This is a genomic window from Paenibacillus anseongensis (assembly GCF_009757995.1).
GTDB classification, from domain to species: Bacteria; Bacillota; Bacilli; order Paenibacillales; family NBRC-103111; genus Paenibacillus_E; species Paenibacillus_E chondroitinus.
Genome location: NZ_WSEM01000016.1, coordinates 1059739 through 1074171, shown reverse-complemented (window position 1 = coordinate 1074171; position 14433 = coordinate 1059739). Strand labels below are relative to the sequence as shown.

The window sequence follows — 14433 nt, the reverse complement described above, 5'->3', positions numbered from 1 at the left end:
ATCAAAGGATAGTCGATTTATTTGGTATGAAGAGGGGACACTAGTCGCATATGCAAATGGAAACTTTTCATTGGAAAAAGAGTCAGAAGCTAGCTGAAGATTATATTCAACAGTCAGCAGAAGCTTCACCATTATTTCCATATTATTTTGGAAATCAAGAAGATTGGCAGTCTCGCGTTAAGTGGCTGGACGAAGGGCATTCCGCACGCAAGGCGGATCGCGGGCGCCTGGTGGAAGTGCTGAAAGCATACAATGAGCGAATTGGTAATACCGGGGCTGCCTTGGATCAGATTACCGCGCTAGCCAGCCAAGAGGCACTCGCCGTTGTTGGAGGACAGCAAGCAGGGCTGTTTGGCGGTTCACTGCTTGTTTTGTACAAAGCCATCACGATTATTCAACTCGCTCGTGAGTGGAGCTCCAAATTAAATCGTCCGGTCGTACCTGTTTTTTGGATCGCTGGCGAAGACCATGATTTTGATGAAGTAAATCATATGTACGTCCTGTCTAGTACGCAGCAGATTGACAAAATGAAGGTGGATCACCCAACAGGGCACCGCACGTCAGTCAGCAAGCTTCCACTGGAGCCTGAAGCGTGGAAGGACGCCTTGGCGGCCTTGGATCAGTCTTTGATGGATACAGAGTTCAAAGCTTCCTTGATGGCGAAATTAGAAAGCACGACGGAAGGCAGCGCTACGTTATCCGATGCTTTTGCCCGTTGGATGGCTGTTCTGTTTGGCGAATACGGACTTGTTCTGATTGATTCCGATGAACCCGCGCTTCGAGCGATAGAAACAGAGATGTTCGAGCAGCTTGTTTTGCAAAATGAAGCCTTCGCTGCATCTCTAATGAAGAGTCAAGACGAGGTGCAGCAGGCAGGTTACAGCAGTCAAGCGGAAATTGCAGAGGATGGGGCTAACCTTTTCGTTTACGCTGGAGGACATCGTTTGCTTCTGCATCGAGAGGGTGAGTATTTTACAGATAAGAAAAAGGAGTATCGCTTTACGAAAGAGCAGTTGCATGATCTGGCGGTAACGAGCCCCGAGCAGTTGAGCAACAACGTTATGTCCAGACCGCTGATGCAGGAGTTTCTGTTCCCTGTGTTGGCCAGCGTATTAGGGGCCGGTGAGATTGCCTACTGGGCGCTCACGAAGCAAGGGTTTGAACAGTTTGGGATGAAAATGCCGATTGTTGTGCCGCGCTTGGAGTTTACTTTAATTGAAGGCACCGTTCAGAAGCAGATGCACAAATATGATTTTACGTTTGAGGATGTTCTGCATCGCTTTGAGCAAAAGAAACAGGATTGGCTGGATGCGCAAGATACAATGCGGCTAGGCGAGCGTTTTGATAAGGTGAAAACCGATTTCGAGACCAGCTATGGGCCTCTTGTAGAATCACTGGCCGTAATTAATCCAGGCATTAAAAAGCTCGGAGATACGAACTTGACGAAGATTTTAGAACAAATAGAATTCCTGCAAAATAAAGCTTCGGATGCGTACAAAACACAGTTTGATGCGACGTTAAGACAGCTTGAGCGCATTCGACTAACCATAATACCGTTAGCAAAGCCGCAAGAAAGAGTGTATAATGGGTGTGTTTATATGAATCGATATGGGAATGATTGGCTGCGTGCGCTTGTCGAGACGCCGATTCCTGTGGACGGTTTGCACCGTGTTTATTATTTGTAGGAGGAAGTATACATGACAACTGTTGAAAAAAGTATTGTTACGGATATGTCGCTGGCACCTGAAGGCCATTTGAAAATTGATTGGGTTCATGCGCATATGCCTGTTTTGAACCGAATTCGTGAGCAATTTGAAAAAGAGCAGCCTTTTAAAGGGTTGAAAGTAACCATCTCTTTGCACTTGGAAGCCAAAACAGCTTACTTGGCTAAAGTGGTAAAAGCAGGCGGAGCGGAAGTTACGATTACAGGCAGTAATCCTCTTTCTACACAAGATGACGTATGTGCTGCACTTGTTGAGGACGGCATTACGGTATTCGCGAAATACAACCCTAGCCCGGAAGAGTACAAGGAATTATTGATTAAGGCGCTTGAAACGAAGCCTGACCTGATCATTGACGACGGAGGGGATCTGGTATCCATTCTTCACTCCGAGCGTAAAGACCTTGCTGCTCAAGTTCGCGGCGGTGCGGAGGAAACAACAACCGGCATTCTTCGTTTGAAAGCGATGGAAAAGGAAGGGAAACTGGAATTCCCGATGGTTGCTGTGAATGATGCTTTCTGTAAATACTTGTTTGACAACCGCTATGGTACAGGTCAATCCGTTTGGGACGGCATTAACCGTACAACGAACTTGGTTGTTGCAGGTAAAACAGTTGTTGTTGTCGGCTACGGCTGGTGCGGTAAAGGTGTTGCGATGCGGGCCAAAGGCCTTGGCGCTAATGTGATCGTAACAGAGATTGACGCTATCAAAGGCGTTGAAGCTTACATGGACGGTTTTGCGGTAATGCCGATGATTGAAGCGGCGAAATTAGGTGATTTCTTCGTGACGGTAACGGGCAACAAGGATGTTATCCGCGGCGAACACTATAAAGTGATGAAGGATGGCGCTATTCTTTCGAATGCAGGCCATTTCGACGTAGAAGTCAACAAACCTGAGCTTGAAGCACAATCCGTATCCAAACGTACGGTTCGTCGCAATATTGAAGAATATCAACTGACTGATGGCCGTAAAATCTATGTATTGGCTGAAGGTCGCCTTGTGAACCTGGCGGCAGGTGACGGACACCCTGCTGAAATCATGGATATGACGTTTGCGCTGCAAGCGATGTCTCTCAAATATGTGAATGACGAGTATAATAAATTAGGAAAAACAGTTGTCAACGTGCCTTATGTACTGGATGAGCAAGTGGCCAGATTCAAATTGGAGTCGTTAGGCACTAGCATTGATTCTTTAAGCGATGAGCAAAAGTTGTACCTTGACAGTTGGGCAGAGCATTAAGAACTTGAGAACCTTTTGGACCGCTTTTAAGTGGTCTGAGAGGTTTTTTTATTTGTAAAAATTTTGCAACATTTTTTGTTTGTTACCCGTTTATAGGGTGTATAACCTATATTTGGTAGCGAGGAGATGGCAAGATGGGGGTCAAGAAGTGGGGTCAAAAGGTTTCGTTGCTGCTTGCTGTGTGTATGCTGATTAGCAGCCTAGTGGCTGGATGCAGTTCATCCAAAAATGATGCCGCATCGTCTTCAGAGCAAAAAATGAGTTCAAGCAGTGGGGCAATGGCGAAAGAAGAACTACGTGCCGAGAGTCAAAAGGCCGCGACTCCTGCCGCTCAGACGCAGGCGGCGAGTGACCTCAAAGCGGCAGAGTCAGGGACGGCTCAAACGCCGGCCGATGGCAAAGATGCGACGATGACTGTCATGCCGGCATTGGGCAGCGATGAAGCGGCGGGATTTAATCGTAAGCTGATTTACCGGGCTAATTTGGTTATGCCCGTTGATGACTACGGGAAGGCTCAAACAGCGCTTAGAGACCTTGTGACTTTGAGTGGAGCTTACATCCTGCAGTTCTCGGAGAATGCTAATACAGGAGAGAGAGGCGGCACGTATACCATCAAAGTAGCGGCCAATGGCTTTGTTTCTTTGTTGGATGGCTTGGAGAAGCTTAGTCCGTCTCTGCAAAGGAATGTGCAAGGGCAGGATGTAACGGAAGAATACGTTGATCTCAGCTCGCGTTTGAAAGCCAAACAGCTGGTTGAAACGAGATTGCTCGGATTTATGGAAAAAGCTTCAAAGACGGATGATTTGCTGGCCTTCTCAAATGAGCTCTCGAAAGTGCAAGAGGCGATCGAGCAGATCAAAGGTCGAATGAGGTATTTGGATCAAAATGTTGCTTATTCCACGATTGAAATTCGGATGTATCAACAAACGGATAAGAAGCCGTTTCTTTCGGATCCAAGCAAACTTAGTTTAAACGACCGTATCCAGAAAGCATGGAACTCTAGCCTAAATGTACTAGTAGCTGTGCTGCAAGGGATCCTTGTTTTCCTGGCGGCTGCGTTCCCAATCCTCGTAATTGCACTGTTGATCGGTATTCCGATTTGGGTATACAGGCGCAAAAGAAACAAGCAATTGGCCGCGATGCGAAATCAGCTCAAAGAGCAAAATGCTTCTTTAAACTCACTTGAAGATGAGAAACAAGGAACAATAGACGCAGAATAGACCCAAAAATGAAAATTTTTTCACAAATCCTGCTCAAAAAGCAGGATTTGTTGCGTTATTGGCGAATTAACATTAAAAAGTGGTGAAAAGTGGTACGAAGTGGAGGGAAAGGGGGACGCCATGCTATGTTCATGGGGGAATATCAACATAGCATAGACGAAAAAGGCCGAATGATTATCCCGGCCAAGTTTCGTGAAGCCCTTGGCGAATCCTTCGTTATCACTCGCGGTCTAGATCAGTGTTTGTTCGTGTACCCTCGTTCCGAGTGGACCATTCTCGAACAAAAACTGAAGGCATTGCCACTGATGAAATCAGATGCACGTGCATTCACCCGCTTTTTCTTCTCAGGCGCAACCGAATGCGACCTTGATAAACAAGGTCGGGCGAATATTCCAGGCAATCTCGTTGACCACGCGAAGCTTGAAAAAGATTGTGTCGTTATCGGTGTTTCCAACCGAGTAGAGATTTGGAGTAAGCAAATTTGGGAAAGCTATGCCAATGAATCGGAACAGTCGTTCAATGAAATAGCGGAGAAACTCGTCGACTTTAATTTTGATTTATAGATGCTTGAAATTTAGGAGGACACCAAGTTGTTTCATCATGTGACGGTACTAAAAGAAGAATCAGTTGAAGGTTTACATATAAAGCCTGATGGCGTATACGTGGATTGTACGATGGGAGGTGCGGGGCATAGTTCCCTCATAGCTTCTAAATTAGGTCCTAATGGGTTACTGATTGCCCTTGACCAGGACGATGTTGCTCTGGCTAATGCTCAAACCGTACTAGCTCCATACCTGGATCGCGTGAAAATCGTGAAAAGCAACTTCAGAGACTTGGAGCAGGTGCTCATGAATGAGCCAAGAGCACTACGGGATGGAAAACCGCAGGTTGATGGGATTCTCTTCGATCTTGGCGTATCGTCCCCGCAGCTGGATGATGGCGAGAGAGGCTTCTCCTATCATCAAGATGCAGAGCTTGATATGAGAATGGATCGTACGACGGAATTAACCGCCAAAACGATCGTCAATGAATGGGCTCCTGAGCGAATTGCGAAGATTTTGTTTGAATACGGGGAAGAGAAATTTTCACGGCGTATTGCAGGCGTCATAGCCGAAGCTCGTACCAAAGGGCCGATTGAAACCACAGGTGAGCTTGTTGAGCTGATTAAGGAAGGAATTCCTGCAGCCGCAAGAAGAACAGGTGGACATCCGGCTAAGCGAAGTTTTCAAGCGCTGCGTATAGCGGTTAACGATGAGTTGGGCGCTTTTGAAGAAGCGTTGGAGCAATCTGTGAGATGTTTGGCTCCGGAGGGCAGAGTAGCGGTGATCACGTTCCATTCTTTGGAGGATCGCATCTGCAAGCAATTTTTCGTCAAAAATGTGGAGAAGTGTACGTGCCCGCCGGCGTTTCCGATGTGTGTTTGCGATAAATCTGGTGATCTTAAATTAGTAACACGCAAACCGATCATACCTAGTGAGCATGAACTTGAGGTGAACCAAAGAGCAAGATCCGCCAAATTACGTATTGCCGAAAAGCTTTGACACAAAAGGAGGAAGTTGATATGCCATCTTACATCCAGGGGAATTTAGCTCTTGACCGGAAAAGGACTGTTCCAGCAGCTAAGGTTAAGATTAAAGAGACAACGAAAGTTGTTTACCGCAATAAATCGCTACCGACCCAAGAAAAAATGCTGTATCTGTTCACGGTTCTCCTCTGTGTCCTTGTTGCAGGTGTGATCATTTGGCGATACGCGTCCATCTATCAAATGAATGCAAGCATATTGAAAATGCAAGGAGAAATTCGCGAGATTCAAGCCCAGAACAGCGCTTTGAAGCAGGAAGTAGAGAAACTGCAAAGTCCTGATCGTCTCAAAGAGGAAGCTGTCCGCCTCGGGTTTAATTTAGATGATGACAAAAAGGTAAGTTTAGTGACTCCGGCCAAACCGAAAACTACCACGAGCAGTAGTAAAAATACTAAAGCTGCTTCTAAACCGTAACGGGCAGGTATCGATATGACAAAAAAAATTAAGCTGCGTTCTTTACTCATTGGAGGGTTCTTCACCCTTCTTTTTGTTGTCCTTATTGCTAAAGTCTATTGGATCCAAGTGGTAGATGCTTCTTGGTTGCTAGAACAAGCGGAAGAAAAGTGGGAGACGGACAAAATTATCGCGCCTGTTCGCGGGACTATTCTTGATCGGAATAATAAAGTGCTCGCTGAAGAAGGAACCGCCTACACCGTTACGCTGAATCCCAAAATGATAGATAGCCTGCATGCGGCGGATGATATCGCCAGAGGGTTGGCGGATATTTTGAAAGAATCCGATGTGACTAAAGCAACGCTTGAAAACAAGATTCGCGAGCTTGCCACAAGGAAGAAGCCGGACGGCAGTGATTTTGCGGTCAATGTCGAAATTCGCAACGAAGGTTGGAAAATTGACAAGGAGAAAGCGGATCAAGTTCGTGACTTCATTACAACCATGCAAACGCGATTGAATAAATCGGCGAAAACGAACATTGGAATCGGGATCATTGAAGAAAAGAAACGGTATTATCCAGGGGAAACGTTAGCTGCGCATATTCTTGGATATACGAACAAAGAAGGTAAAGCTTCACTTGGCTTAGAGTTGAAGCTGGACGACACGCTGAAAGGCGTTCCTGGCATGCTGAGCTATGAAAAAGACGGCAAAGGCGTGGAACTGCCGGATGCCAAAGTTGATTTTAAACCGGCGGAAGACGGCAATAATGTGCGGCTCACCATTGATAAGAACATTCAGTTCTATTTGGAAAGCGCGCTGGCCAAAGTAAACGATAAATGGCATCCCAAAAGCTTGACGGCTATTGCAGTCGATCCGCAAACGATGGAAATTTTGGGTATGGCGAATACACCGACCTTTAATCCGAATACGTACTGGAATATTAAAGATCAAAGTGATTTTAAAAATAATGCGGTTGCTTCCCGATATGAGCCTGGCTCGACGTTCAAGATTGTCACTTTAGCAGGTACGGTCGAAGAGGGGTTGTTCAATCCCAATGAGATGTACCAGTCAGGTATGATTCGTGTGCAGGATAGGGAGCTGCATGACCACAACCGTGTGGGTTGGGGCAAAATTTCTTATCTGGATGGTCTTAAGCGTTCAAGTAACGTAGCTTTCGTCAAATTAGGAATTGAGAAGCTCACGCAACCTAAACTCAAGAGTTACATAGAGAAGTTTGGATTTAATGAAAAAACAAATATCGATATGCCTAATGAAGTATCCGGACTCATCGACATGAAATATCCATCGGAGTATGCAACTGCAACATATGGACAAGGGAAAGTCGTTGTTACGGCCATTCAGCAAACGGCCGCTTATGCAGCAATGGCGAACGGTGGTAAATTAATGTGGCCGCACATTGTGAAGGACATCTTAGATCCCAAAACAGGGAAAACCATTCAATCCTTCGCGCCGCAAGTCGTGCGACAAGTCGTGAGCGAGAAGACGGCAGCTACGGTTAGCGGCTACTTGGAACAAGTCGTCTCCGACCAAGATATCGGAACAGGGAAGTTGGCCTACATGGAAGGCTACCGCGTAGCCGGCAAAACAGGTACGGCAAACTTGGTACTTCCTGGAGAAAAAACGTATTCAACCGATACCTGGGTTATCTCTTTTATTGGTTATGCACCTGTTGAAAATCCCAAAATTCTCGTCACGTTGATCGCAGATCAGCCTGATCTTGGCGGTAATTACCATTTGGGCGGACAAGTTCTAGCACCGGCTTTTAAAGATATTGTTGGGGAATCCCTGCAATATATGGGGGTTAAATCAAGCAAGCAGACACAAATGGTTGCCAAAGAAGCGAACAAATTAAAAGTGCCTAATTTCATGGAAATGACATCCGCGAATGCGAAAGCAGCGGCGAAGGATAGCAATTTGGCATTGGAAGTTTTCGGCAAGGGAGATCAAGTTGTCGATCAATTCCCCAAACCGGGAACTGAAATCTTATCCACGCAACGAATATATGTGGCCATGCAGAACGTTAGTGAAATGCCCCTGCCAAACCTAGTGGGTCGATCCTTGCGCGATGCCGTAGAAGCTTGCTCCTTCTTCAAAGTGGACTGCCAAACTTCTGGCGAGGGTTATGTCTCGGAGCAAACGAGTGCAGGTGAGGGGGAAGGGCGCAGCGCAACACTGACGCTGAAACCATTAAGCGATAAACCGGCGGTAGCAAGTACAAAGTAGCCTGAAAGTGGTAGGCTTGTTCTAACCCCTGTTTGTCCCGAATAGTCATGTTAGGAATGAGACTGACTTATTTGGGAAGGGAGATTGAACGTTCATGCGTGCTTCTAACGTTACTGTTCGCCGCAGATTGTTTACTGCGCTCATCATTGGCACGATTATTTTCACTGCCCTTATTCTCCGTTTGGCCTACGTCCAGCTATGGATTGGACAAGACTTGGCGAATAAAGCGGAGGATAGCTGGAGAAGACAGATTGAGTTTGCGCCGAAACGAGGAGAAATTCAGGATCGCAACGGGATCACTTTGACTTATAGCATGAGCACGCCGACGATCGTGGCGATACCGGTTCAAATTCAAGATCCTCAGAGCACGGCAGCCAAACTGGCGGAAGTGCTCCAAGGAAATGCGGATGATATCTATAAACAAATTACGAAAAAAACGTCCCAAGTCGACATCAAGCCGTCCGGTCGGAAAATAACGATTGAGAAAGCGCAGGAAGTTCGCAATCTGCACCTTCCCGGGGTCGTAGTCGCCGAAGATAATAAACGATACTATCCGTTTGGCAGCTTGGCAGCACACATCCTGGGCTTTGCCGGCATAGATAAAGGTCTTACAGGGATTGAAGCAAAATACGACAAGGAATTGACGGGCATCCCCGGCAACATTTCGTATATGACAGATGCAGCAGGCAGGCCTCTGGCAGGGACGACGGATAAGTATACAAGCCCGAAAGACGGGCTTAACGTAAAACTGACCATCGATAACCATTTGCAGTCCGTGATGGAAAGAGAATTGGACCAAGCGATGGTTCAGTATCAAGCGCAAAATGTCGTCGCCATTATGATGGATCCGAATAATGGTGAAATATTGGCCATGGGCAGCAGACCGACGTATGAGCCGGGCAATTACAAGAATTTTCCGGCAGAAACGTATAACAGAAACTTGCCGATTTGGAAAACGTACGAGCCAGGTTCGACGTTTAAAATCATTACGCTTGCAGCAGCTTTGGAAGAAAAGAAAGTGGATCTCAAGAATGAACCTTTCTATGATCCTGGTTTTATTGAAGTTGGAGGAGCTAGACTGCGCTGTTGGAAACGTGGCGGCCATGGCAGTGAAACGATGCTCCAGGTAGTTCAAAACTCTTGCAACCCGGGCTTTGTCGTCATGGGGCAGCGGCTCGGCAAAGAGAAGTTGTTTGACTATATTTCCAAATTTGGTTTTGGGAAAAAGACTGGCATCGACCTCGGAGGCGAAGAGAACGGGATTATGTTCAAACCTTCCCAGGTAGGGCCCGTGGAACTTGCAACGACCGCTTTCGGCCAAGGGGTTTCCGTAACGCCGATTCAACAAATTACGGCTGTATCTGCGGCAATCAATGGCGGGAAGCTATTTAAGCCTTATGTGGCCAAATCGTTCTCGAACCCGGATACGGGTGAAGTCGTTGATGTTGTAGAGCCGGAGCTTGTGCGCAATGTTATTTCCGAGGGAACTTCGAAACAGGTCCGAGAAGCGCTCGAAAGCGTAGTAGCGCTAGGTACAGGGCGCAATGCCTTCATCGACGGCTACCGGGTCGGAGGGAAAACGGGAACCGCGCAAAAAGTTATCAACGGCCGTTACTCACCCGATGAGCATATCGTGTCCTTTATCGGTTTTGCCCCGGCGGATAATCCGAAAATTGTTATTTATGCGGCTGTGGATGACCCCAAAGGCATTCAATTTGGCGGCTTGATCGCAGCGCCTTTAGTGAAGAACATGATGGCTGACGCTTTGCGCTATATGAAGGTTGAGCCGAATAAGCAGCAGCTCGATAAAGAGTACCGATATGGGGAAACACCGGTTGTTGAGGTGCCGGACTTGGTTGGAGCGTCAGTTGATGATATATTAGAAGATCTGAACATGAATTTTAAGCTGGCGAAGTCCGGCAATGGCAAATATGTGATCAGCCAAGCGCCGAAAGCAGGCACTCGGGTCGATCAAGGTTCAACGATTCGTATTTTTTTATCGAACAATGAGCCACCGCAATAAAGGGTTAGCTTCCGATTCAAAAAAAAGATTTGCAAGTAAGACATGTTTAGCTTTTCCATATGCATAAAATTGTCCATAATAGATAGGAAAAATGTTAAGGAGAGGGTTGCTCATGAAACTGCAGGAGCTTGCTTCCGCACTGCTCATTACCCACATACATGGAAATGCGGATACGGAGATTACGGGGATTGAAGCAGACTCTCGTAAAATTAAACCAGGCGATTTGTTTTTATGCATCCCAGGACTGACGGTTGACGGCCATGATTACGCCCCAAAAGCGATTGCGCTTGGGGCTTCTGCGCTTGTTACCGAAAGAGTGCTGGATTTGCCGGTTCCACAGCTGGTGGTGAAAGATGCGAGATACGCGATGGCCGCATTGTCTGCTCATTTCTACGGGTATCCGAGTAAGGAATTAAAGTTAATCGGAATTACAGGGACCAATGGCAAAACAACTTCAACCTACTTGCTGGAAAAAATATTACGCGATCAAGGCTTTACCACAGGGCTGATGGGCACGATTCAAATGAAAATCGGTGATACGTACACCGAGATGGAGCGAACAACGCAAGAATCCGTTGATCTGCAGCGCAGTTTCCGCAGCATGTGCGAGGCAGGAACAGATTACTGCATAATGGAAGTTTCAAGTCATGCTTTGGAGATGGGCCGTGTGAAGGGGATTCACTTCCGTTCCGGCATTTTTACGAACCTGTCCCAGGATCATTTGGATTATCACAAAACCATGGAAGCTTATGCAGCGGCAAAAGGGCTTTTGTTCTCCAGGCTGGGCAACGGTTTTTCAGGCAATCCCGAAGATCGTCAGTATGCGATTTTGAATGCGGATGATGCGGCATCTGAAACATTCAACAGGCTTACTGCCGCACAAGTAATTACATACGGAATAGAGCAGCCATGTGATGTTCGAGCAACGGACATTCGGATGACCGCAAAAGGCACAGCATTCAAGTTAGTCTCTTTTGCCGGAGAAGCGTTCTTCGAAATGAAATTGGTAGGAAAATTCAATGTATATAACGCCCTAGGCTCAATCGCAGCCGCATTGGCGGAAGGTATTCCGTTAGAGGCAATTCGAAATAGCTTGGAAAGTATTGCTGTCGTTGATGGACGGATGGAGGTCGTGGATGAGGGGCAGGATTATCTGGTTCTGGTTGACTACGCCCATACGCCGGATGGACTTGAGAATGCACTTTCTACGGTCCGTGAATTTGCCGAGGGCAAAGTCATTACCGTATTTGGTTGTGGAGGAGATCGCGACAGAACGAAGCGCCCCTTGATGGGTAAGGTAACAGCGGCCTATAGCGATTATTTATATGTGACTTCCGATAATCCTCGCACCGAGAATCCGGATGCGATCCTTCAGGACATTGTTCCTGGTCTGAAGGAGGTCAATTATCCCGAAAATAACTATGAATTGATTCCGGATCGTAAAAAAGCGATACAAAAGGCTATTGATGGGGCAGGCCCCAAAGATGTAATATTGATAGCGGGAAAAGGCCACGAAACGTATCAGGACATCATGGGGGTCAAGCATGATTTCGATGATCGTTTGGTGGCTAAGGCTGCGATAAAGGGGAGAAAGCGATGATCCAGCGTACATTAGAACAAATTGCAGACATGTTGGGGAGTGAGGTTCGAGGGACTGAAGCTGCCGTGAGCGTTGCGGGCGTCTCGACCGATACCCGCTCGATTCCGGCCGGCAGTCTATTCGTCCCGCTGATTGGAGAAAAGTTTGACGGGCACGCCTATGCAGAGGAAGCTTATCATAAAGGAGCGGCGGCTGTATTATGGCAGGAGGATCGCGGAGAGGCACCTGCAGGTGTTCCTTATATCCCCGTGGCAGATACGCTGGCAGCTTTACAGCAATTAGCCAAGGCTTATCGGAAGCAACTGCCTGTACGTATCATAGGCATAACTGGCAGTAACGGTAAAACAACAACGAAAGATTTGGTCGCAGCGGTTTTGGGCAGTACGTATAAGGTGCATAAAACCAAAGGGAATTTAAATAATCATATCGGGTTGCCGGTTACGCTCTTGCAGCTGGAGGAAACGACAGAGTTTGCCGTTGTTGAAATGGGGATGAGCGGACGGGGCGAGATCGAGCTGCTAAGCGATTTGGCCGAGCCGGATGCTTCGATCATCACGATGATCGGCGAGTCTCACATGCTTCAGCTGGGTTCGAGGGAAGAAATTGCCCGGGCGAAAGTGGAGATCGTAAGCGGCATGCCAAGCGGCAGCCTGCTAGTGTACAACGGTGACGAGCCGCTCATTGAGATGGCTCTTGCAGAGCGCAGCTTGCCGGAGGGGCTTCACCGTCTCCGCTTCGGACATGGCCAGGACAATGCGAAATACCCGACCGCGATTCGTATGGATGCGGACGGTGCGCACTTCCAGATCAATTCACCGAATTACGCGGAATTGTACATTCCTTTGCTCGGCACGCATAACGTCATCAACGCGTTAGCGGCCATCGCCATCGGCGAAGCCTTCGGCGTTCAGCCGGAAGCCATTGCAGCGGGGCTCCGCTCGCTGGAGATGACCAGCATGCGCATCGAGAAGCTGACGGCAGCCTCAGGGCTGACCGTGCTCAACGATGCGTACAATGCCAGCCCGGCCTCCATGCGGGCGGCCATTACATTGACCGAGACGCTGGGCGGCTTCGGTCGGAAGTTCCTCGTGCTCGGCGACATGCTGGAGCTTGGCGAGCACGAAGAGCAGTTCCATCGCGAAATTGGCGCGATGGTTTCGCCGGAACGTGTAGACTACGTCTTCACGTTCGGCCGTTTGGGCCGCTTCATCGCAGAGGAAGCGGCGGCACGCCTCTCGAAGGACCGCGTGCGCGCCTTCGAGGACAAAGAGCTGCTCGCGAGCGAGCTAGCCGCTTTGGCACAGCCGGAGGATATTGTGCTTGTGAAGGGCTCGCGCGGTATGCGGCTTGAGCAAGTCGTGAACGCTTTACTCACCTAATAGGAACAGAATGAACTTATGATGAAACAGTAGATCGTTTTCGGATAACGGAAACGAGCAGGGGGAACCAACGTGGAAAACGCAATTTTATTAACGATGGGCGTCGCATTTGTGCTTGCGCTTATTATGGGGCCGCTTTGTATTCCGATATTGCGGCGTATGAAGTTTGGCCAACAAATCCGTGAGGATGGCCCGCAGGGACATTTGAAGAAACAAGGAACACCAACGATGGGCGGCATCATCATTCTGATTGCCCTGGCTTTGGCAAGCCTTCGTTTTGCTGATAAAAATACCGATCTTCTCATCTTGCTGATTGCTTCACTAGGTTACGGCCTGGTAGGTTTTCTGGATGATTACATCAAAATTATTTTCAAACGCTCGCTTGGCCTTACAGCGAAACAAAAGCTATTCGGGCAGCTGCTGATCTCGGCTATTGTTTGTTACCTGCTGGTAAGGGAAGGACATAGCACGGACTTATATATTCCTTTTGTGGAGTTCCACTTCAATCCGGGTTGGTTGTATTTCCCACTGATGGCGATTCTCATGTTAGGCGCGTCGAACGCGGTGAATTTCACCGATGGGTTGGACGGTTTGCTGGCAGGGACAAGTGCAATTGCATTTGGCGCTTATACGGTGATTGCAATGAACAACACACAGCCGGAAGCAGCGATTTTCTCAGCGGCAATGGTCGGTGCTGTGCTTGGTTTTCTCGTCTTTAATGCACATCCGGCAAAAGTGTTTATGGGAGATACAGGCTCGCTTGGCATCGGCGGCGGCTTAGTGGCTGTTGCGATTTTGACCAAAGCGGAGCTGCTGCTGGCGGTTGTCGGCGGCGTGTTCCTGATCGAGATTTTATCTGTCGTTATTCAAGTTGTTTCCTTCAAGACCAGAGGCAAGCGTGTTTTCAAAATGAGTCCGATTCATCACCACTTTGAACTGGTCGGATGGTCGGAATGGCGTGTCGTTATCACATTCTGGGTCGTAGGTCTTGTACTTGCTGCACTCGGATTATATATGAATGAGGTGTTGTAG

General features: G+C 47.8%; 11 protein-coding genes. All 11 read left to right on the top strand.

What is annotated here, in order from left to right:
* The first annotated feature begins 56 nt into the window (after positions 1-56).
* On the top strand, positions 57-1685 hold the full coding sequence (gene bshC / locus GON05_RS21270; RefSeq protein ID WP_246239274.1) for a bacillithiol biosynthesis cysteine-adding enzyme BshC: 1629 nt from the start codon (positions 57-59) through the stop codon (positions 1683-1685).
* A gap of 12 nt (positions 1686-1697) precedes the next feature.
* Positions 1698-2960, top strand: coding sequence for an adenosylhomocysteinase (locus GON05_RS21265; RefSeq protein ID WP_157321590.1), 1263 nt, complete (start codon positions 1698-1700; stop codon positions 2958-2960).
* Between the two features lie 134 nt (positions 2961-3094).
* On the top strand, positions 3095-4180 hold the full coding sequence (locus GON05_RS21260) for a DUF4349 domain-containing protein (protein ID WP_157321588.1): 1086 nt from the start codon (positions 3095-3097) through the stop codon (positions 4178-4180).
* Positions 4181-4305: 125 nt separating this feature from the next.
* Complete coding sequence (gene mraZ / locus GON05_RS21255) at positions 4306-4743, top strand: division/cell wall cluster transcriptional repressor MraZ (RefSeq protein ID WP_157321586.1); 438 nt, start codon at positions 4306-4308, stop codon at positions 4741-4743.
* A gap of 27 nt (positions 4744-4770) precedes the next feature.
* Positions 4771-5721, top strand: coding sequence for a 16S rRNA (cytosine(1402)-N(4))-methyltransferase RsmH (gene rsmH, locus GON05_RS21250; RefSeq protein ID WP_127451958.1), 951 nt, complete (start codon positions 4771-4773; stop codon positions 5719-5721).
* A 20-nt stretch (positions 5722-5741) separates the two neighbouring features.
* The gene (gene ftsL, locus GON05_RS21245; protein ID WP_127451961.1) at positions 5742-6176 is read left to right on the top strand and encodes a cell division protein FtsL; all 435 of its coding nucleotides are present in this window, start codon (positions 5742-5744) and stop codon (positions 6174-6176) included.
* Positions 6177-6191: 15 nt separating this feature from the next.
* Positions 6192-8399, top strand: a complete 2208-nt coding sequence (locus GON05_RS21240) for a penicillin-binding transpeptidase domain-containing protein (protein WP_157321584.1) — start codon at positions 6192-6194, stop codon at positions 8397-8399.
* A gap of 94 nt (positions 8400-8493) precedes the next feature.
* Positions 8494-10422, top strand: a complete 1929-nt coding sequence (locus GON05_RS21235; RefSeq protein WP_127451966.1) for a stage V sporulation protein D — start codon at positions 8494-8496, stop codon at positions 10420-10422.
* 112 nt (positions 10423-10534) lie between these two features.
* Complete coding sequence (locus tag GON05_RS21230; protein ID WP_157321581.1) at positions 10535-12022, top strand: UDP-N-acetylmuramoyl-L-alanyl-D-glutamate--2,6-diaminopimelate ligase; 1488 nt, start codon at positions 10535-10537, stop codon at positions 12020-12022.
* Positions 12019-13401, top strand: coding sequence for a UDP-N-acetylmuramoyl-tripeptide--D-alanyl-D-alanine ligase (locus GON05_RS21225; RefSeq protein ID WP_157321580.1), 1383 nt, complete (start codon positions 12019-12021; stop codon positions 13399-13401). Before GON05_RS21230 ends, GON05_RS21225 begins: the two co-directional genes overlap by 4 nt.
* A 96-nt stretch (positions 13402-13497) precedes the next feature.
* Positions 13498-14433, top strand: a complete 936-nt coding sequence (gene mraY, locus GON05_RS21220; RefSeq protein ID WP_127452395.1) for a phospho-N-acetylmuramoyl-pentapeptide-transferase — start codon at positions 13498-13500, stop codon at positions 14431-14433.